General features: G+C 65.6%; 18 protein-coding genes and 2 pseudogenes. 6 read left to right on the forward strand and 14 right to left on the reverse strand.

Annotated elements, in window-relative coordinates; translation table 11 throughout:
• Nucleotides 1-137: 137 nt before the first annotated feature.
• The 6 genes and pseudogenes from ACOQPP_RS12485 to ACOQPP_RS12510 form a co-directional block, all read right to left on the reverse strand.
• Nucleotides 138-1358: an ISL3 family transposase gene (locus tag ACOQPP_RS12485; RefSeq protein ID WP_420636653.1), complete on the reverse strand. Its 1221-nt coding sequence runs from the start codon at nucleotides 1356-1358 to the stop codon at nucleotides 138-140.
• 120 nt (nucleotides 1359-1478) lie between these two features.
• Nucleotides 1479-1943 carry a hypothetical protein gene (locus ACOQPP_RS12490; protein ID WP_420636654.1) on the reverse strand — a complete coding sequence of 155 codons (465 nt, stop codon included), beginning with the start codon at nucleotides 1941-1943 and terminating at the stop codon, nucleotides 1479-1481.
• A gap of 778 nt (nucleotides 1944-2721) precedes the next feature.
• The gene (locus tag ACOQPP_RS12495; protein ID WP_420636859.1) at nucleotides 2722-2940 is read right to left on the reverse strand and encodes a hypothetical protein; all 219 of its coding nucleotides are present in this window, start codon (nucleotides 2938-2940) and stop codon (nucleotides 2722-2724) included.
• 46 nt (nucleotides 2941-2986) lie between these two features.
• Nucleotides 2987-3718, reverse strand: coding sequence for a hypothetical protein (locus tag ACOQPP_RS12500; protein ID WP_420636860.1), 732 nt, complete (start codon nucleotides 3716-3718; stop codon nucleotides 2987-2989).
• 349 nt (nucleotides 3719-4067) lie between these two features.
• A pseudogene (gene mobC / locus ACOQPP_RS12505) lies at nucleotides 4068-4253 on the reverse strand (plasmid mobilization relaxosome protein MobC); the annotation flags it as partial.
• A 42-nt stretch (nucleotides 4254-4295) separates the two neighbouring features.
• Complete coding sequence (locus ACOQPP_RS12510) at nucleotides 4296-4514, reverse strand: hypothetical protein (protein WP_420636655.1); 219 nt, start codon at nucleotides 4512-4514, stop codon at nucleotides 4296-4298.
• A gap of 239 nt (nucleotides 4515-4753) precedes the next feature.
• On the opposite strand from ACOQPP_RS12510, the gene ACOQPP_RS12515 reads away from it, so the two are divergent.
• The 4 genes from ACOQPP_RS12515 to ACOQPP_RS12530 all read left to right on the forward strand — a co-directional run bounded on the left by ACOQPP_RS12515 (nucleotide 4754) and on the right by ACOQPP_RS12530 (nucleotide 9308).
• Nucleotides 4754-5053, forward strand: coding sequence for a hypothetical protein (locus tag ACOQPP_RS12515; protein WP_420636656.1), 300 nt, complete (start codon nucleotides 4754-4756; stop codon nucleotides 5051-5053).
• A gap of 38 nt (nucleotides 5054-5091) precedes the next feature.
• Nucleotides 5092-5925 carry a PDZ domain-containing protein gene (locus ACOQPP_RS12520; protein WP_420636657.1) on the forward strand — a complete coding sequence of 278 codons (834 nt, stop codon included), beginning with the start codon at nucleotides 5092-5094 and terminating at the stop codon, nucleotides 5923-5925.
• An 86-nt stretch (nucleotides 5926-6011) separates the two neighbouring features.
• On the forward strand, nucleotides 6012-7145 hold the full coding sequence (locus tag ACOQPP_RS12525; protein WP_420636658.1) for a hypothetical protein: 1134 nt from the start codon (nucleotides 6012-6014) through the stop codon (nucleotides 7143-7145).
• A gap of 372 nt (nucleotides 7146-7517) precedes the next feature.
• Nucleotides 7518-9308: an IS630 family transposase gene (locus tag ACOQPP_RS12530; protein WP_420636659.1), complete on the forward strand. Its 1791-nt coding sequence runs from the start codon at nucleotides 7518-7520 to the stop codon at nucleotides 9306-9308.
• A gap of 745 nt (nucleotides 9309-10053) precedes the next feature.
• Here ACOQPP_RS12530 and ACOQPP_RS12535 read toward each other — a convergent pair.
• The 6 genes and pseudogenes from ACOQPP_RS12535 to ACOQPP_RS12560 all read right to left on the reverse strand — a co-directional run bounded on the left by ACOQPP_RS12535 (nucleotide 10054) and on the right by ACOQPP_RS12560 (nucleotide 15940).
• Nucleotides 10054-10311: a hypothetical protein gene (locus ACOQPP_RS12535; RefSeq protein ID WP_420636660.1), complete on the reverse strand. Its 258-nt coding sequence runs from the start codon at nucleotides 10309-10311 to the stop codon at nucleotides 10054-10056.
• A gap of 264 nt (nucleotides 10312-10575) precedes the next feature.
• A pseudogene (locus ACOQPP_RS12540) lies at nucleotides 10576-11528 on the reverse strand (IS630 family transposase); the annotation flags it as partial.
• Nucleotides 11529-11683: 155 nt separating this feature from the next.
• Nucleotides 11684-12859 (reverse strand): hypothetical protein, encoded by a 1176-nt coding sequence (locus ACOQPP_RS12545; protein WP_419166155.1) that lies wholly within the window; start codon nucleotides 12857-12859, stop codon nucleotides 11684-11686.
• Nucleotides 12860-12991: 132 nt separating this feature from the next.
• A complete protein-coding gene (locus ACOQPP_RS12550; protein ID WP_420636661.1) occupies nucleotides 12992-13339 on the reverse strand; it encodes a hypothetical protein in 348 nt (115 codons plus the stop codon).
• A 105-nt stretch (nucleotides 13340-13444) separates the two neighbouring features.
• Nucleotides 13445-14653 (reverse strand): hypothetical protein, encoded by a 1209-nt coding sequence (locus ACOQPP_RS12555; protein ID WP_419166153.1) that lies wholly within the window; start codon nucleotides 14651-14653, stop codon nucleotides 13445-13447.
• Between the two features lie 99 nt (nucleotides 14654-14752).
• The gene (locus ACOQPP_RS12560; protein ID WP_420636662.1) at nucleotides 14753-15940 is read right to left on the reverse strand and encodes a toxin-antitoxin system YwqK family antitoxin; all 1188 of its coding nucleotides are present in this window, start codon (nucleotides 15938-15940) and stop codon (nucleotides 14753-14755) included.
• 295 nt (nucleotides 15941-16235) lie between these two features.
• Here ACOQPP_RS12560 and ACOQPP_RS12565 point away from each other — a divergent pair, with 295 nt between their 5' ends.
• Entirely contained in the window at nucleotides 16236-17393 is a 1158-nt protein-coding gene (locus ACOQPP_RS12565) for a helix-turn-helix transcriptional regulator (RefSeq protein ID WP_420636663.1), read from the forward strand.
• A 127-nt stretch (nucleotides 17394-17520) separates the two neighbouring features.
• On the opposite strand, the gene ACOQPP_RS12570 is transcribed toward ACOQPP_RS12565, so the two are convergent.
• Nucleotides 17521-18282 carry a DUF2442 domain-containing protein gene (locus tag ACOQPP_RS12570; RefSeq protein WP_420636664.1) on the reverse strand — a complete coding sequence of 254 codons (762 nt, stop codon included), beginning with the start codon at nucleotides 18280-18282 and terminating at the stop codon, nucleotides 17521-17523.
• Nucleotides 18283-18666: 384 nt separating this feature from the next.
• Here ACOQPP_RS12570 and ACOQPP_RS12575 point away from each other — a divergent pair, with 384 nt between their 5' ends.
• A complete protein-coding gene (locus tag ACOQPP_RS12575) occupies nucleotides 18667-19743 on the forward strand; it encodes a hypothetical protein (protein WP_420636665.1) in 1077 nt (358 codons plus the stop codon).
• Between the two features lie 60 nt (nucleotides 19744-19803).
• Here the strand turns inward: ACOQPP_RS12575 and ACOQPP_RS12580 are convergent, their stop codons facing one another.
• Nucleotides 19804-20199, reverse strand: coding sequence for a hypothetical protein (locus ACOQPP_RS12580; protein WP_420636666.1), 396 nt, complete (start codon nucleotides 20197-20199; stop codon nucleotides 19804-19806).
• Nucleotides 20200-20343 lie beyond the last annotated feature (144 nt).

The following is a 20343-nucleotide window of genomic DNA, read 5'->3' on the forward strand; positions in this document are numbered from 1 at the left end:
GATTACCGGACATGATGGTATTGTAATCTAGCTTATTTGTCCGGCCAACGTATCGTTATCGTGCCTCGAGCGGCCCCATTGCCGCGGAGGGACGACCGATGTGAGCGTGTCAGGTTACATTTTGGCTCCTCGCTGTTTCAGGTGGGTAGGTTGAAGTCGAGTTTGCCGCACACGAGATAGGCGACGGTGATGAAGTTCTCGGTGGTCCGGTAGCCTCGGGCCCTGGCCTTGGCGGCCTGGACGAGCGAGTTGATGCCCTCGATCATGCCGTTGCTGATCCTCGAGCGGAACCAGAGGAGGATGCCGTCCCAGTGCTTCTCGATCGTCTTCGCCGCGTCGATGACGGGCTGGAGACCGCTTTTGCCGGCCCAGAAACACCATCTCTCGAGGTAGACCTCGGCCAGCCGGGGCGGGAGGGTCCAGAACGCCTCGAAGGCGAGCTTGAACCGGTAGGCGAGGGCCGTCTTCAGGCTCCGCCGCGACGGATCGAGCAGTTCGCCGATCCACTCGCGCTGGGAGGCGGTGAGCTTGCCGCGCCTCTTGAGCCACAGGTAGCGGGTGCGGTTCAGCTCGGGGCGCTCCTTGCGCTCGGCGCGCCTCACCTCATCCACCGCCCGGTTCATGAGCCGCTGGACGTGGAAGCGGTCGAAGGTGACGCCGGCCTCCGGGAACGCCTCCCGCGCCCCCTTCATGTAGGCCGCCGACATGTCCATGCAGAGGTCCCGGACGCTCCCGGCCCGGCCCCCGCGCGCCTCGAGATCCTCCCGGAACAGGCTCACGACCGAGGCGTCGCGCCCCGGCGTCGCGTACAGAAGCCGCGAACGGTCCGGATCCGCGAACAGCGTGATGTAGTCGTGGCCCCGCCGGCACGCCGTCTCGTCCACCGCCACCGCGCGCACCGCGGAGAAGTCCGCCTCCGCCCGGGCCTCCCCCACGCGGCGCTTCAGCAGCCGCCACAGCCGCGTGTCGTGCTCGCCCACCAGGCGGGCCACCGCCCGCACCGGCATCTCCCGCGCCAGGGCCACCACCAGCGCCTCGAACCACAGCGTGAAGCCCGAGCCCGGCTCCGCCCACGGCACCTTCGCCTGCCTCACCCCGCACGCCGGACACCTCACCCGCGGCACCCGCGCGTGCAGGTAGGCCCGGTGCTGAAAGAAGTCCAGGTGCCGCCATCGCTTCGGGCTCGCGTCGTGCGCCTTGCAGCCCTCCCGCCCGCACGAGGGGCAGTCGAACGTCCCGCCCGGCTCGAAGTCCAGATGCAGGTCCAGGCGGCGCTCCGCCGCGTCGAACTCCGTCCGCTTCACCCGCCACGGCCACTCGAGTCCCAGCGCCCGCTCGAACAGTCCCCTCTCCGCCATGCCGCCGTCCCGCCCGGCCGCTCCGAGTCCCCCCAACCGCCCCGGCCGACCCCCGGAGACCACCGGGCACATCGCGGACCGGCAAGGGCACCGCCGGCCGACGCCGCCGACACCGCCACTCTACCGCCCCTCATCCACCCCGAACAGCGAGGAGCCTCTTTTCTCGACTCCGAGTTCCTCAGCGACTTTGCTCCAGCCATCCGTCACCCCACACATCTTGAGCGCCAGAGCGACATCTTCGTAAGATTGAAAAGTCTTCTTGAGTAGGAGTTGCTCGTGCAGCATCTTCTTGATGGAGCCCCACGGTCTTGAGTTGGATTGTCCGCGAAACTCGTACACCATGTTCCTTAGTACGTCGAGGCGGACTTGGAGCGCCGCGAGTGCGGGGTTCAGCTTCTGGGGCTTGAGGGACTTCAGGACCGCAATGTGTAGGTAGGTGTCGAGGGCGGCGATCCCCATCGTCACTGCGGCTCGCAAGAGGTCGTCCCGAAGCCCCTCATCGAGATTGCCGTCCTCGGCATGAGCGAGAACTGTGCAGGCGCGAGCGAGCGCATCGTCGGCGGCGACCTTCGGCCCAAGTGGCATAGCTCGAATCTACCGAGGCCCACTATTGCGCCACCAACTCCCGACCCTCGCCACGGCTCCGATCTCAAGCGACCTCACGGACGACCAATCGCCCCGTGTTTCGTCCCCGAGGCCCCCCAGGGCGCGAGTTCGGTGAAGTCGATGTGGTCGCCCGACGGCGGGCAGGTGCGCCGACCAAGCAGCCGCCCGCGCTCCTTCAAGCATACCGGGATCGGTAGGGGCGGCCTTACTTCTTCCTCTTGATTGTCTCGACAACGGTAGTCTTCGGACGACGACGAGCCTCTCTCACGGAAATGAAACGTCCGGTCCTTGCGTCCCGGCCGATCTTCCTGGTCTCGGCTCCGCCCTTTCTCCTTCCGGGCATTCGGTGCTCCTCGTTCAGGTGGAAAGACCCACGATCCACACCTTAAGTCTGGTGCTTAAGGGGCTGAGAATCAAGCAACGTGGTGTCCTGCGCGACGGGCACGAGGGGCCGGTTGGCAAGTCGCCCCACGCGGTCCTCCCCGCCCGTCGGTGGCCCCGGTTTCCTCTCGCTAGCGGCTCGGCCCATGGTCTCGCTCCCCGCCGCGCCCGCGCGTCAGATCCAAGGGCCTCGCGACCTCGCGGCGAGCGTCCTGTAGTATTCGGCTAAGCGGGTCATCCGCCTTTCGAGCTGCTCGACTTGCTGCCGCAAGGCTTCGACCTGCTCGGAGTGCCGCCGCTGTTCCGTCTCGTACTGCGCGGACAACCTCCGCAAGGCCTTCGTCAACTGCTCCTCTAACACGGTCATACGACTCCCTCACTCGTTCGACAGCTTCAAGGCCGGACGGTCGTCCACCCTCCAGGGCGGATCGGCCAGCGCCTCGTCCGGCACCACCACGAACCGCTCGCCCTCGATCTCGTGGAACACGATTCCCCATGTGTCCATCTCCAGCTGGGCCAGCGTCCGCCGGGCGTCCTCGATGTCCCGATTCAGTTCGGCGCGGGTCTCGATCCGGGCCTGGATGCTCCTCGCCAACCAGTGCATCGTCGCCCAGCTTCCTCCGCAGATACCTATCCAGAGACTAAGGCCGACGACCAGAGGCCGGAGCCATGACTTCAGCAGCAGGTCGCGCATCCGTCCGGTCGCCTCCTCCGTATCGCGCTCGATGGTACGCAGCGCGCTCCTCGCGACGCGCCGCGAGTTCTCGGCGAGCCTTTCGAGCTCGCCTGAGGTCAACTCCTCGATCTCCCGGCGTTCGCTCTCCAGCCGTTTCCGCAGCCGGTCGGTCAAATCGCTCGCGCTCGAAGTTCTCTCCATACAGTTCTCCTTTCAGCCGCCACCGGTCCCCGGTCTCGGGGTCCAGCGCGGTCAGGTAGTCCTTGCCCTGGCGCGGCACTTCGAGACCCGCATCTTGCAGCGCCGCGACAATATCGGCCCGGTTCCGCACCGTGCCGTGCTCGACACGCTGGAGCAGGTAGTCCCGGATCAGGTCGCGGGGGGAGGATTCGAGCCGGAGTCCGGCCCGCAGCCGCGCCGCCTCGACATAGGCGCGGTGGGCGGGTTGCTGGACCCTGGCCCGCGCCGGGTCGTCGGGTCGGCTCCAGCCGTGTTCGTGGTTGAAGGCGTCGCGGAGGGGACCGAAGGTCTTCTCCCAGCCGGGCGGCGCGATGTTGAGGCTCCGCCCGGTCTCGAGGTCGCACCGCGCGGCGAGGATGTGGACGTGCGCGCCGCCGCCACGTTTGCGGTGCAGCACGGCCGCCCCACGCGTAGCGATCGGGTTCGAGTCCGGCCCAAGCCGTCCGCTCGAACTCATCGAGAACCGCGCCGATCTGCTCGTCGGTCGAAGCGTCGTCGGGCGCCCAGGCGACCACGCCCGAGGTGTACTTGTGATCGAACCCCAGCGTGTCGGCCACCGCAGCCACTCGGAGGGGATCTCCCCGCAACAACTCGACGCCTTCGCGCGGCTGCCCGCCCGCGTCCCGCTTGCCGAGGAGGTAGTCGGCCGCCGCCGCTGCCGAGCTGGTTCCGCGGGCGAGGAACTTAACGAGCATCGGCCTCGGGGCTCTCGACGGGAGCCAGTACCCGGAGCGCCCGCTCGATGGCGACCAGACGGGCGACGATTCGACGGCCTCGGCCACCCCCTTGTGGGTATTCGCCCACCGGGCGATCTGGTTGAGGTTGTTGCCGATACGCGCCAACTCGCGGGTGCGCTCGCGCTCGACCTCGGCGTACGCCACGGGTCCAGGTGCGCGCCCGGCGAGCTTGAGGCTCTGGCAGCGCTCGGCCAGCGCGTCCAGATCGACCCGAACCAGTCGTGTTGCGCCTGCACCGCGGGGGCGTCTCCACACGCCTGAGCGCCCGGACCCGCGGCTTCCCGCATGCCTTGCGCCTCAGGTGCCGCACCACCGCCTGATGGCTGCCCCCGGAGCCGTGGTCCCGAACCGGGACCTCGTAGATCTGCCGCACCTGGGCCAGCGACCCTCCCCCGTCAGCCGGCCGTCCTCCAGCGCCACCTGGATCGCCTCGACCACCGCCGCGTAGCCGTCCAGCGCCGTGCGCTGATCCGACATCCCCTTCGCCATTATCACCGCCTCCTGGCTCAGCTTCATCGCACCTGCCCTCTGGATCGCGAGTCGGATCCGGAGGGGGACCGCTCACGGCGGTCCCGTCAACTCATCGGGTGGGCAAGACTGAATGTCTCCTGAGCGGCAGAGTGGGGTGATCCCCCGTTGGACAAGACTCACGCCTTGCGCGCCAAGCCGACGGACGATAAGAGTTTAGGCGCCATGCGATACAACCTGCGCAACCCTACTACAACCTGCGCAACCCTACTAGCAAGGAGATGATCGTGAAGAAGCTCTTCAGCATGCTCCCGGCGGCTATTCTCTGCCTCGCAGTCTTCACCGGCGCTTCCGAAGCGGCCACCCCGAACTCGGGACCGGCGATCTCGACCGCACCGGTCTTCGCGGAAGAATGCACGGCGGTCTCGATGGCTGATTGTAACGACGCCGCCATCCAGGTCGGGTTTGACGCCTTGAACGAATGCCCAACCCCAAGCGACGGCCAGTTCTTCTTGTTCTGCGATGCGAACGGGGATCCCGCGATGCTGCTGCTGGTTTGTGACCGCAGCTTGATCCCCATACTGTAGAGCCCTTGTTGATTTCACGAAGCACGGGGCGAAGGAACATGCGCCAGATTCGAGTGGGCTTGGTACTAGTGTTCGCGTTTAATTTGGCGAGCACCGACTCGCTCTTCGGCCAAGAGTTGCCAGCGCCACGGGGCTGGAGGGGCTTCTCGTACAGTCCTTTTGGAGGCCCTGTTTATCCAACGCGCGATGAGAACGGTAACATCGTCATCCCTCCTGCGGCGCAGCGGCCGCACCCAGTCATTGTTGAGGTTCACCCATGCGCTCCGGCTGATGCAGTTGGGCTCCGTGCAGGAGACCGGCTCATCCTCGTCAACGGCCAAGACGCACGCAGCGGGCCGGGAATATGGAGGGAGTCCCGGCCCGGTGTCGTCCAACAACTGCGGGTTAGCCGGGGGGATGACACGTTCGACGTCTCCTTGACGGAGATCTCCTACTACGATTGGGATTCGGAGTGCCAGGGGTATTCGGGATCGTCCCGGTCGGCTCCTGGTCGAGGTGAGGCAACGGCAATGCCGGGTTTTAAGGGCTTCTCCGCTCGTTTTTCCCCCGGCGGAATCTTGCCCCCACAACTAGACGAGCACGGGAACATCATTATCCCTTCCACGTCTGGACGTCCCTATCCACAGATCGTTCAGGTTTATCCTTGTACTCCTGCCGCTGAAGTCGATCTTCGCGCGGGAGACGTTATCGTTCGCGTCAACGGACAAGACGCGACCGGCTCTCCTGCCCGCATGTGGCGCGCTTCGCGGCCGGGCGCCGTCCAGGAGCTCCGCATCCAGCGGGGAGGAGATACGCTCGACGTTTTGCTAACGGAAGTCTCATACGACGACCCGGGGCTAAAGAAATGCGTCGAGGATCCGCCACCAACGTAACCCAGAGCGGCCATCTCGCAGCAGCATTTCTGATCTCAACACTGTGTACCGCATGCGATCGGACGGTCGTACCCGCGCGCGGTGTGATGGTGGATACGCTCGAAACGGGTCGCATCGTGATCGTGAACCCCGATCCGCACCGCGCCGAGGCGCTTCGTTTTGTGGAGGAAATGCGGATTGGTGCCGCCGAGGGGGTAGGGCCCGATGTTTTTGGGAACGTGGGCACTCTGGCGGTGGGCGCAAACGACGTGATCTACGTCGGCGACTACATCATCGGCGACGTTAAAGCCTTCGCGTCGGATGGGGAGTTTCTCCGGATCATGGTTCGCCGCGGGCCAGGACCGAGCGCAATCCCAAACTCCGCGTTCCCGTTTACCCTCCTGTCGGAGAGACTGGACCGACTCTGGGTTGGTGCGACGCCGACACTGCTGTTCCTTGACTCCTTGGGCAACATTGGCAGCCCGCGCTACCGCGTATCTCCCAACAATGCGTGGATCGGTCGCGCCGACACTCTGAACAGACTCTACCGCCTTAACCGCTGGCCAGAAGCCCTGGATCAGTCGGCGCTTGCACTTCGAACATCCATCGAAAGGCTGGCCTTAGCCCACGATGGTGCCGTCTCCGTCGCCGATAGCCTGCCACTCGAAAGAGTAGAAGTCAGAATGAGCCGCGTCCCGGCGCGGCAGGGAGCGGCAGGGAGCGGCGTGCAGTTGCAACCTTTGCCCCTGCGCAGCGAGATCGTTTGGGATGTTGACCCCTCTGGCGACATCTGGCTGGCACAGACCGGGAAGTACCGAATTCATCGTATCACGATGAGCGGGGACACGATTCGGACCGTGGAGCTTACCCGCAATCCGGAACCGTTGGTCGGACGCGAACGGGATAGCGTAGCGGAAGCGGCGGTAGCCTTTGCGGTCGACGATCTCCCAGCGCATAAGCCGCTGATCCGCGGCCTCAGAGTGGGCCGGAACGGGTGGCTTTGGGTGCGGCTCCGGGCGTCCAATCCGGACGAAGACTCGTGGGATCTGTTCGACCTTTGTGGGAATCACTTAGGCTCTGCGACCCCGCCCGTGCCGCTCGACATCAGCCCTTGGCTGCCTGCCGGTCCTTCGAGTATCCTCGGGGTCACCAGAGATGCATTTGACGTCGAATACGTTGTCCGTCTCCGGATCGAGAGGAAGGAGGAGCAACCTGTTGCCTCCGTTGCCTGTAGTCTCTGATCGTTGACCCGAGTGGGCCGGGCAAGGTCAACATCCAGACGGTGCTGGACTAACTTCCAGCCGCTACGTGTGGGCCTGACTCGCGGGCGCGAAGAGGCCCAGACGGCCGCCCCAGCATAAGGGAATGGTCATCGGGATGGCCCGGCACGACAGCGCGGTCGTGGAGGGCGATCACCATCGTTCCACCGGCGCGGTCCCGCAGGACCTCATTGCCAGCCCCATCACAGACGACACGTCGGCCGCTGATGGCCAGCACAGTGACGGTGCCACCCGGCCGAATCCAGCATATGGACGAAGCCGTTGGGCACGACCTAGTGTAGTGTCGCTAAAGCGCGATGTACAAGCGGTGGTAGGCATGCTATTTTTCCACGCATGCCTAAGATACGAAGGATCCGGTTGCGACCCGGGGACCGCAAGGAGCTCGAGAGCTGGGTTCGGGCCCGCACGACCCCGCAGCGGCGCGTCGAGCGCGCCAGGATCGTCCTCGGCTCGGCCGATGGCCTCTCGGCCCGGGCTCTGCGCCGGGAGGTGGGCGTCTCGCTGCCGACCGTCAAGCGCTGGCTGGACCGGTACGAGGCCGAGGGTCTCGCCGGACTGGAGGACCGGCCGCGCCGGGGCCGTCCGCGAACGAGCGTCACCGCGGAGGTGGAGGCGGAGGTCGTGCGCCGGACGCTGGAGGAGGAACCTCCCCGGGGGACGCACTGGAGCACGCGGCTGATGGCGGAGGCGGCCGGGCTCCACCACAGCCAGGTGGCGCGGATCTGGCGGGCGCACGGGCTGAAGCCCCACCTCACGCGCACCTTCAAGCTCTCGACCGACCCGGAGTTCGTGGAGAAGCTCCGCGACGTGGTGGGGCTGTACGTGGACCCGCCGGAGCGGGCGGCCGTGTTCGCCTTCGACGAGAAGAGCCAAATCCAGGCGCTGGACCGCACGCAGCCGGGGCTTCCGTGGAAGAAGGGCCGGTGCGGCACGATGACGCACGACTACAAGCGCCACGGGACGAGGGCCCTGTTCGCGGCGCTGGACGTGGCGACCGGGGAGGTGATCCACAAGTGCGTGCCCCGCCACCGGCACCGGGAGTTCCTCCGCTTCATGGCCGAGGTGGAGAAGCGGACCGATCCGGAGCTGGACCTTCACGTCATCCTCGACAACTACTCGACGCACAAGCACGGGAGGGTGGAGGCGTGGCTGGAGAAGCACCCCCGGGTGAAGTTCCACTTCATCCCCACGTCGTCCTCGTGGCTCAACCTCGTCGAGCGCTTCTTCTCGGAGCTGACGCAGCGCCAGCTCAAGCGGCTCGCCGTGACCGGCGTGAAGCAGCTGACCGACACGATCGCGGCCTACATCGACGACCGGAACCGGGACCCGGCGCCGTTCAAGTGGACCGCCGCCGTGGAGGACATCCTGGCGAAAGTGAGCCGTGCGAACTCCACTTTAGCGGCACTACACTACGATGCGGGGGACGCCCGGCACGGCCACCCGATCTCGCACGCCCAGCCGGTGCGCCGCCTCGTCGATGACGGCCACATACTCGGCAGGAACTTCATCCAGGTGGGGTTGCGGGGCAGTTGGCCCGGTGAGGAAGGCTTCGAGTGGATGCGGGAAAACGGCCTGCGGTACCACACGATGGCCGAGATCGACCGGGACGGCTGGACCGACGTCATGCAGCAAGTCCTCGACGAGGCGAACGACGGTCCCGAGTACCTGCACATCTCCTTCGACATCGATGTCATGGATCCCGCCTACACCTCGGGCACGGGGACGCCGGTTCCGGGAGGACTGACGCCCCGGGAAGTGTTCTACATCGTCCGCGGGCTCTGCTCGGAGAACAACGTCGTGGGCTTCGACCTCGTCGAACTCAACCCGCTCGTCAACCCGGGCTACACGACCGTCCTCAACGTCAACCAGGTCGTCGACGAATGCATGGCGCAGCCGACCCTTAAGCCGCTACTCGAAGCCGGTGCCTACTCCATCCCTGGTAGAGTCAGGGGGTGGCGCGGTGCCCGTAGGGTCCGGTGCGTTGTCCGTCGCTTTCGCTCCGGTACTCAGTCCGGCTCCGGTAGGTCCGTTTCCACTCCCCTGCCCTCCGAACCGGACGTGCGGATCTCCCGCATCCGGCTCTCCAGTGGGATCATGCACCTCGCACACGGAACGCCCGTTTGAGGCCGCTTCCAGCCATGCCGGTCGCAGCGGGACCGGAGGTTTGCGTGCCCCCCAAGCTTCCAGAAGCTGCACGGCTTCACCCGCAATGCCCCTCTCAGGCGCGCCGCCAAGCCTGTTCACGCCCTGACGGCATCGAGCCTCCCACCATCATTCGGCCCGACTCCTTCGCTTCCGCATGTGATGCCTCCGGACTCCTACGTCCAGCCCTTGAAGCGGGGTATTAGGCAGAGCCACTCCCGCAAGCTTTCGCCCTTCCGGCATCCCTCCACACCTGAGGCCCCTTTCCTCGACGGGCATTACCCCGCGTCTTCGGTCCTACGGGCCTCTCCGCCACCCCGCCGGCCCGGCCTGTCCCTCGCGGGGTTCCGGTTGCCGCGTGCTCGGCACCGGCGGGGCTTCCCATGTTGCCGCGCCTTCCATCTTCCATGCACGCCGGCGCCACTACCCCGGCGGAAACCAGCCGGTGCTCTCGTCGCTCTCTTCCCGGCCGGCCAGCGGCCTTCCCCTTAACTCAGGAGGGTCGGCTTCCGCGACACCCGTCTCGAGGCCTGCTCGGCGTTCACTCGCGTTCCGGCCCGCATGGTCGCTGAGCCGCCCAAGGCGGCCCTTCTCTCCAGAGTGCTTCAATCCATGTCGTTACCTCCATGGACCGCCCTGGCCGCTACCAGCCGGAGCGACAGATGCTGGGTGGGATTCGCACCCACCAGGAAAGCGCGCCTTTCCACGGCGCACTGAGGAATTCAGACTAGGTATTCTGATTCTGCCTTCCGAACCAGAAGGCAATGATGGATGCCGCGACGGGGAGAACCGTCTGGAAGAGATCGACTCCCTGTTGCCGTCCTTCCGTGCCACCGCGGATCATGAGATAGGCGATCAGGAGCATGGCACCGCCGAACAAAAACCAAGCGGCTCCGTGGGTCACCATGGTGCGGACCCTGCTTCGCCGGATCTTGATCTGCTCGTCGACGGAAAGGTGGTCGTATGTATTCCAAGGCCACTTCATCTAAAGCTCCTTGTGTTCCTGGGCGGAAAGACGTGTCCGATGCTAAGGTGGCGGGGGGCTGGCCGTCACCACCCAAACCCCGAGGTTCCAGGACTTCTGGATCGCTGGCTGTTGGCTTCCGTGATAAGCGTACGGTCGGTGGTTCAAATCCACTCGCGCCCATTGAACTGACGCGATGCCGGGGGTGGGATTCCCGGGGTCCGTCCGGCCAGATCCCGTTGCGAAGGGGGCGGCCTCATCACACAGCAGGCTATCTAGTGCCGCTAAAGTGGAGTTCGCACGGTTCACTTTCGCCTTCCTCCACGGCGGCGGTCCACTTGACGGCGCCGGGTCCCGGTTCCGGTCGTCGAAGGCCGTGATCGTGTCGGTCAGCTGCTTCACGCTGGTCACGGCGAGCCGCTTGAGCTGGCGCTGCGTCGCTCCGAGAAGAAGCGCTCGACGAGGTTGAGCCACGAGGACGACGTGGGGATGAAGTGGAACTTCACCCGGGGGTGCTTCTCCAGCCACGCCTCCACCCTCCCGTGCTTGTGCGTCGAGTAGTTGTCGAGGATGACGTGAAGGTCCAGCTCCGGATCGACCCGCGTCTCCACCTCGGCCATGAAGCGGAGGAACTCCCGGTGCCGGTGGCGGGGCATGCACTTGTGGATCACCTCCCCGGTCGCCACGTCCAGCGCCGCGAACAGGGTCGTCGTCCCGTGGCGCTTGTAGTCGTGCGTCATCGTGCCGCACCGGCCCTTCTTCCACGGAAGCCCCGGCTGCGTGCGGTCCAGCGCCTGGATTTGGCTCTTCTCGTCGAAGGCGAACACGACCGCCCGCTCCGGCGGGTCCACGTACAGCCCCACCACGTCGCGGAGCTTCTCCACGAACTCCGGGTCGGTCGAGAGCTTGAAGGTGGCGTGAGGTGGGGCTTCAGCCCGTGCGCGCGCCACACCCGCCCCACCTGGCTGTGGTGCACCCCGGCCGCCTCCGCCATCAGGCGCGTGCTCCAGTGCGTCCCCCGCGGAGGCTTCTCCTCCAGCGTCCGGCACGATCTCAGCCTCCACCTCCGGCGTGATGCTCGTTCGCGGACGCCCCGCGCGGGGCCGGTCCTCCAGTCCCGCCGGACCGTCCGCCTCCAGCCAGCGCTTCACCGTCTCCCGGCGTAGAGCCCGGGCCGACAGGCCTCGGCCGAGCCATGCGCGCTCGACGCGCCGCTGCGGGGTCGTGCGGGCCCGAACCCACGAGCTCCTTGCGGTCCCCGGGTCGCAATGATCCTTCGTATCTTGGGCATGCGCACCCCCTCAACGTTATGGCTCTTTAGCGGCACTACACTCGTCCTTCCTGTTGATGTCAACCCCCCGCCTGGTTCTGTCGCTGACCATGGCGCGGGGGCCTACGGTTCGGTGAACCGCACTACAGGCTTGTCGCCAAGCCCGATGTTGATGCCGAAAACCGAGGTTACGCCCGCCGGCCGGCCGGCCTTGGCGAAGTCCTTGCCGAAGCTGGCGTACAGATAGCTGCCTTCGGTGATCTGGTACTCGATAATGCCCACGGTGCGGTTCGAGGAGTCGGCCGCCTCTATCATCTCCATGACGCCGTCGCTGTCGCGTACGCTCCTGCGCACGGTCTCGAACGACAGCGACATCTTGTCGTCGAGGTGCCAAACGCCTCGGACTCCGACATCAAGGGCGTCTTCCTCGGGCGTCAAAATCGCCGTCGCGCGCGCCGACCCCGTCGGCGGCAGGGGCCGGTCGTCGATGTAGCGAAAGACGGCGATGAGTTCGGCGCCCGATTCGAACGGAGTCTCCCGGCATGCGCAACGATACGATGCCGTCAACCAGGCTCCCCACTTCGACACCCTGCCGCCCTCGAAGGTGTCGCCCGGGAACGACCACAAGGAGGCACCGGCGAGTTCGATCTGCCAGCCCACGCGGTTGTGATCGAGTTCCTGGACCTCAAGCGCAGTCGATTGCATCGCTTGACGAACCGAGGCGGACCGCTCGTCATACTGCTCCTTGGTGATTTTCTCGTCTTCTTCCTGCTCGATCAGATCGAGAAGCTTCCCCTGGAGGACGTTGAGAGAGTCGCGCTTCTGCTTCAAGCTCGGGTGGGCCCGGCCGGACACTAGCATGGTGCGCGCTCCGAGCGACACCCGGCTGCCGCTCATCGTGGTCACGGTCCCTCCTCCCTCCAGTTCGGAGTCCGCGATCTTGCCAGCGTCCGTCAGCCGCTGGCTAGCCAACGAGATCGATAGCGTCTGGGCGATACGCTGTAGGAATCCGGCGTCGTAGTAGTCGTCGAAGGTCAGTTGCGGGTGCTCACGGAGCCAATACGGCGCCACCTCAAGGGCGTAGTTGTTGGGGATGAGGTCGGTGTCGCCCCCACGGGCCGATGCCAGACTGATGGCGAAGGCCTTCGGTGTCATGGGTCGCTCGACGCTGGTCGGCGACGCTCCGAGCAGCACGAAGGCCGGCGACTGCGGTGCTCGTACATCCTGGATGGTCATCTCACGGGTCGAGGCCTCCTGCTCGGTTTGGCCGAGCGCCGAGCCGGGCGTCGACAGTGCCAAGGCTGTGACCCCGGCGAGAACCAAGACGGAAATAAGAGGGTAGGTGGGTGGCTTCCGACTACGAGGGTTCATGATTGCTCCCGGATTTGGACTACCGGCTTGGGGGCAGTGCGACATCGCGCCAGCGCTCAATCAGCGGAGCTCGAACTGGGCGCGGAAGTAGGCGTCTTCGCCATCTTGGTCGACTTCGCTACTCAGTTCCCACTGCTCGTCAGTGGTGCCTCCCTCGAGCACGTACGTGGCGGTGACCCGGTTGGTGTGCCTGTTCACGTCACTGATGACTGTACGAACAACCAACAGTGAGCCCTCGACACCGGAACCGACTAAGGCCTTCCACAGGTTGGTTGAGTCGTGGATCCTAGTGCCGTCCAAGTACACCCGCGAGCGCCCGAGTTGCGCGTCGCCGATGATGACGGAGACTCGCACTTTGCCCCCGTTGACCTTGTATCTTGCTTTGAGTTCCTGATCAGGGGTGGGCATACGTCTGCTCCTCCGCGGTTGTCGCGGCTAGCTTCGGCCGGGGAAGTATTTGCGTGATTAGAGTCCGTCCGGATATCAAGGCGTTGCACATGTGACGAGTTTTCTTCACGGGTTCCGCCTTGGGCTCGGCTTTGCGAGGGAAAGCACACGGACGCAAGCAGCCGCAGCCGTACGTGCGAGTTGCCGGTCTTGGATGTCGTCGTGACCGTAGTACTCGTTGCCGGTGCTGAGGCCCCGCTCATACACCGTGACCGCAAAAAAGCTGTCGCGATCGCTGGACTGACAGATGACACGTGGACCATGCACCTCTCCGTCAACATAGGGACAATAGCTGACGTATTCGTTCCCGTTGCCAGACCAGGTCCACCACCGGACCCAATCCCCGTGCCGCTTGCCGTCCACATAGGGGCCTTGGAGCACCTCGCCGTCGGCCTCCCACTCGACCCCATCCCCATGCGGTTTGCCGTCTCGGAGCATCCAATCCAAAAGACTGACGCCCTCGTCATGGGCCCATGTGATCATCCCATTTCCTTGGGCGTATCCGCCGGAGCACCCGCCAGTCCAAGTGATCGTCTCGCCAGACCTGAGGTTCGGGTTCCACAGGTAGCAGCCGCGCACGTTGGACGTTTCCATCCAACAGGCGCTGCCCTCCGGTTTCCCGGCGCACGTTTCTCCTGCGGCGACCGGTGACGGGACTGCTGTCGGGGCAGTCGACGGCGCTTCCGGGCGGGCCCGGGCACCGGGATTTGCCGATGCACCGGAGGGGGCCGATCCCGCCGACGTCTGCGTCGCCTGCGGTCTCGCGGCACCCCACGTCTCCCGGACCAGGACCTCGTAACCGCCGCCGTCGTAGTAGTTGGTGGCGAAATGGTCGTTCACGGTCGTGGCGAACTGTTCGGCTTCCTCCCAACTCGTTCCGTACCCGACCGCGAAACTCTGATACCGGGGATCCTCCGGGTCGATCATGAGATCCTGCCGCACGACGCCGTTGTAGCTCACCGCGACGACGTGACTCTGGCCGGGTTGCGACCACGCGCACGAGACCTCCCCCGATGATTCGAGTTCCGCCCTGAGAGTTCGTTCGGCTTCGGCCTGACTGGACAGGTCGACCCCGACGCGGTAGACGAGCTCGGTGTCCCGTCGAATCACCCGCCGCACGGGGCCCGAACTCGCAAGGGACTCAAGCTCGCTCGCCACGCACACGACGGAGCCAAGGTCCTGCTGGGCGGCGCCGGGACGGACGCAGGCCAGGAGAGTCAGCCCCGCCAGTGTGCTGGCGGCCGCTGCTGACGCACGCCTCGAGCCCGGACTCATCAACGGGGTTTCCGCTCGGGTATCACGTTCGGTAGTCGTAGCGGCTGCATCGCCCCCGGTCGTTCCCACAGATCTCCCGCGACATGGGGCCTGGGCGCCTCACGGCCTCGGCCTCGGCTTGCTCAGGAGGGCGCCGCATCGGGCTCTTATGGTCGGCGCATCAGGATCGCGGGGACCGATCATCTCCGTATCACTCAGCTCACCGTCGACGTACGAGCCGATCGCTGCGATGACGTCGCCCGGGTTACGCGCGCACTCGATCCCTTTTCCGTTCGCCTCGCCGTTCACATACGGAGCATCCAAGACGTTTCCGTTTGTGAACCACCATGTCCAAGTCCCCTGCCGCTGGCCGCTGACGTAGAATCCCTCGGCTACGTCCCCGTCCTCCTCCTGGATTACCCAGTTCCCCTGCTGCTCGCCGTCAACGTAGGCGCCGTCCCAAGTCTGTTGTCCATCGTCGTAGCGCCAATGAACCGTTCCCGTTCGTTGCGCATAGCCGGCGGAACACTCGCCACTCCATGTGACCGTTGCGCCCGCCGCGAGACCCGGGTTCCAGAGATGGCACCCGGGCTGGTTGGTCACTTCCATCCAGCACTCGGAGCCCACGGGCTGCCCGGCACACGTCTCACCTGCGCCGACGGAGGTAGGAGTGGCGGCGCCCGGCGCCCCGCCAACCGGGGAGTCAGGCTGCTCGAGCCGCTCATTGCCCGGCTGGGAGCGGGCGGCCGCGCCACCGGCGGGTACCGGATTCTCGGCTCCTGCAGCGGGCGGGGTACCCGCGAAGTTGTAGTCGACGCGCCAGGTGTCGAACCGTGGTTCGTGCCCGCGGAACATAAGCAGGTGCACGGCCCTGCTCACCGTTTCGCCCGGTACGGTCAGGTCGCCGCCGCCGCTCCGCTGTATGGTGCCGTACCAGTTCCCCCACTCGGTGTGGCCGGGGACTTGCCCCGCCTCCGGCCCGGTCCAGTTCGTGCACGGCGGGTGCTCGGCCGCGATCCCGTATTGCGCGATCAGATGATCCAGCGGCTTACCGGACCCGTTGTAGACGGAGAGATCCAGTTGCCACACATCGACGGGTTGGCCATGGTTCGCCTTCCTGCGCTCGTACTCGGTTGGGGTCTCCACGTGCTCCAGGACGTTGCACGTCCCGGCCCCGTACAGCAGGACGCGCGCGCTGCCGCGCAACTCGATCCCCTCCACCTCGAAGAGACGCTGTGCGTGCGCCGGTCCCGCCATCAGCGAGAACAGCGCCACCGTAGTGATCTGCACCCGGTTCAATCGAACCATGTCACCTCCGAGGCAAGGCACTGTCGTCTGCCCACGCTGAGTACGAACTCCCGTATCGATCACGGTCTTAAGGCTCAGCGAGACGCCGAAGGCCCGCAATTGCTCAAATGGGGTAATTCCGACCTACGGGATGCGGCCTTGACGGCAGGCGGCGGCGGAGCGGAAGTCCGCCCATACCTTCGCCTGCTCCTACCTCAGTTGGGGTATAACGCTGGCGCTTGCCTGCTTGGTGTTATCACATGGATGAGGCCACGATCTCTTGGGCAGGCACACCAAAGCTGGCAGCAGGAACAACATGACCCCGCAGGACAGGTTCGAGCGGACGTTGGCGTTGCTGTACAGCGCGGCCCTGGCCGATGCCAAGTGGGTCTCGGCGGCCGCCGCCGTCAACGACCTGACCCGGACGAGCGGCCACAGCCTGGGTTACGGCGATCCGCGTCGGAAGGGCGAACCCGAGGTCTTCCTGGCACGATGCTTCTCCGGCCGGCAGCGTCGGAAGGACTGGGAGGACCTGTATTTCGACCGCTATTGGGGACGGGATGAGGCGATGCCGCGGCTCCGCACGCTTCCTCCAGGCGAGCTGGCCCACCAGGCGGATTTCTACACCGACGAAGAGAAGAAGACCTCGCCCGCATACAACGACTTTCGGCGCGTCACCAGGTCGCAGGACGGCCTCTTCATGTTGCTCGATGGACTGGACGGGTGCGGGATCCTATGGTCCGTTTCCGATTCCGCTCAACCCGGAGGCTGGGGATACGATCAGATCCGGGACATCAGACGTCTCGCGCCCCACATACGCCACTTCGTGCGCGTCCGGCGCCTGATGGAGGACGCCGAGGCGCTGGGTGCGTCGCTTGCCGAACTGCTCGAGAACAGGCAGTCGGGGATCATTCAACTGGACCGTCGCGGACGGATCCTGGAGGCGAACGACCAGGCCCGGGCTCTCCTGCTGAGAGGCGATGGGCTCCGCGACAAGAAGGGTTCGCTGACCGCCGAGGTACCGGCGGAAGACGTTGAGCTACGGCGTCTGCTGGCGGCCGTCCTGCCCCTGTACGGCACACAGGGCGCCGGAGGCTCGATGAAGATCACGCGCCCGGGGGCTGGAACGCCGCTCGTCCTCGAGATTCATCCCGTGGGCGGAATGCGCACGGATTATCGGGCCTGGCAGGTCGGCGCGCTGGTGCTGATCGTCGACCCGGCGAGCCGATCCCGCATAGATCCGGCGTTAGCGGCTGCGGCGCTGGGCCTGACGCCCGCGGAGAGCCGCGTGGCGGTGGCGCTGGCCGCCGGCCGGACGGTGGCCGAGATTTCGCGGGCGCTGGGCGTGGCGGAGGGTACGGTACGGGTGCACTTGAAGCACAGCTATCGCAAGCTGGGGATCACGGGGCAGACCGAACTGGCGCGGAGGATCCTTTCCCTGGAGGCGATAAGAGGATCCTCCCGCTCACCCTGATTCCGACCGGCCGGCCCGCCGCGGCCCGGGGTGCATTCGGCGACGCCACGTAGGCGATCCGTCCCATTGATGTCGCTTTCCGGCTATTTCAGTACAGCGGAACCATACCTAAGGGTGAAGGGACGGATCACGACCCAGTTAGAACTGCATTCCTCCGCTCGTCCACCTGCTCTCGTGGCCGCTTCGGCCCTACAGTCCCCCGCAGAGCCGTTATCCGCTCACTCAGCTCGTCGAGGAACTCCGACAGCGTCAGTTCGAGCGCACGCGCAAACTTGTCCGCCGCCTCGACGGTGAGGCGTATCTCCTCCTTTTCCAGTCGCCGGACGTGCCTCTCCGACAGCCCCGGTATCTCCGTCTGCTTCAGCTGCCGGTCATGCCTCATGTCAAGGAGGGCCCGCGACACGTTCTCCAGCTCATACCGACGGATCTCCACATCGGCCAGATGCATGGGATCCACGGCCTGCAACATCTGAGACGGACCCATGTGCACATCCCGATCGGGCCAATGCAGGTAGGAACCGGCTGAATCGATCTCGAACCGGCTGACGACGGCCGGCTCGAACCGTCTGACCTTGGGAAGCCTTCCAACCGGGAACTCCCCTACGCTCATGTCCCCGAGGACGACCACCAGAGAGTCGTTGAAGACATATGCGTCAAGGATGCCCTCCCACGGAGCCGGTCGCTTGAGCGCGATGACCAGACGCTTCACGACGGAAGGGTCCCGGCACACCTGCAGCCGCCGGTCCGGCTTGTGGAGTCGAAGCGTCGAGGCGAGGCGAAGCACCGCCTGCTCCGGCACGTCCAGCACCACCAGGTAGCGTGTGTCCGTATCCACCCAATCCGGTAGCCTGAGGCGATCCCGGCCCATCAGCTCACTCGCCAGAGCCACGACCAGGCTCGGAGACGGTCCAGCTTGACCGGCGGCAGATAGCTGTCTCGCCAGAGAACGAAACCCGGCGTCCGGCAAGCAATCCGTCACCGTCCCGCAGAAAGCGATGTGGCTGAACGGTCTCGCGTCACTCATCCGCGGACAGCCTCATCCCCGAGGGGGGTAGGGGTCCCGACCTTCGTCGCCTTCGGGCTACCCACGCGCCTGACTGCCCAACCATATGCGTTGCACCTCCTCCACCCGTGATTACCGGACATGATCGTATCGTAATCTAGGATATTTGTCCGGCCAACGTGTCGTTATCGTGCCTCGAGCGGCCCCAATCGCCGCGGAGGGACCGATGTGAGCGTGTTAGGTTACGTTTCTGGGCACCCGAGAAAGCAGATGCCTTCTGGCGCCCTCAGGTATCTCGGCGAAACCATCGATTGGAGGAGTAATCTGGCAACGCGATCCATACCATTGCTGATTCGTCGGCTCCGCCAGGCGGGCTTCGGAAGCGAGTTCGTCTCTGCCGCGATGCTACCCGATTGGTGGGATCAGAGCTGTTTGAAGCAACCGGAGCTGCTCCCCGAAATCGAGATCCGGGTAGGCCGCTTCTTGGCAGTCCCGCTGTCGACCGTGAGCGACCCCGAAACAACGCTGGAGCCCTTGGGATACCCCGAGGCCCGACTTCGGTGCGTCCGTGACATCGGCCGCGACCGTCTGGCTCCAGCAATCCATGCTGCGATGCAGATCGCCGGCGCCGTGGTGCGCAACCTGAAGGAGCCGGTGCCGGCACCTACGGCCCCCCCTTCCGACGGACTCGCGTGGCGCCAAGAGATCCGGGGTTTCGACGGCAGCTCAGTCTTGGACGCCATCGTCGAAGACCTGTGGACGCGAGGGATTCCCGTTGTTCCAGCCCACCTGCTGCCGACGCCTGGTTTCCAGGGCCTTGCCGCGGTGGTCGAGGACAGGCCCGTCGTCGTCTTGGGTCACAGGCATGACGAACCGGGCCGGGTCGCTTTCCGCATCTCTCATGAGGTTGGCCACATCGCAAAGGGGCATTGCACGCCCGACGCTCCCGTGGTCGATGAGGATGAGGAGATTCTGCAGGACGACGAAATGGAGGAACTCGCAGACGAGTATGCGGTCCGAGCGCTCGTTGGCGAAGCCGCGATTTCTTTGCCGAGCCCCAGCGCTCTTGGCAACTTCAGGGACCTGGCCACTCAGGCCGCGGCGGCGGCGCGGGAAACAGGCGTCGACGCGGGATCGATCATCTTCTCCTGGGTGCGTACTACGGGCGACTACGCAACTGCCACCACGGCCACGAAAGCCCTGTACCTCGCAACCGGAGCCACCCGAATCCTGCGGCAGTACTTCAGGAGGTTCGTAGACGCTGAGGGCGCGTCTCCGAGTGACCAGGAACTCATGAGGGTGATTGTCCCTGGGCCGCCTCCCAGCGCCGATGCGTCTTCTCGTTGACAGCGACGCGTTCTGCAAGCTGGCTGCGTCCGGTCTCCTATCGGATGCCGCTGCGCTCTTTCACGCCGAGCTCGGCGAGTGCGGTCGACTGCCGGCGCTTCCCCACATGCCGCGGCGTGGACGACTGCTGTACCGGTAGCCGTCCGGATGCACCGTCCGGTACTCCCGCCACAACAGCCTGAGCGTGACGCCCTTGTGGCGCTGAAGCTCCCGGTGCACCCGGTCCCAGTCCGGCTCGGGACGGGGGACCCCCGAGGGCGGAAGCGGGGGGAACAGCGCCGCCTCCAGAGCGGTGTCGTCCAGCCCCTCAGGCAGCAGCCAGGAGAGCCCCGCCGCGCTCGCCCGGCCCGCGTAATCGCTCACCGTACTGTTGGCGACGCCGAGTGAGGCGGCGATCTCGCGGTGGCTGCGCCCGAGCTCGTACTTCAGGCGCATCAGTTCTCTGAACTTGCGCATGGACAACCTCTTCTGCGACACCCTCTCCCTCCTCGTCTCAAGGACCTCGTCGAGAAGGGAAGAGGGGGGCGCTACAGCAGGTTCTCCAGCACGGCTACTCGCTCACTCCAGGGTGATCGACATGCGTCGGAATCACTGATCGGC

It is taken from the genome of Candidatus Palauibacter sp. (assembly GCF_965222475.1).
Taxonomy (GTDB): Bacteria; Gemmatimonadota; Gemmatimonadetes; order Palauibacterales; family Palauibacteraceae; genus Palauibacter.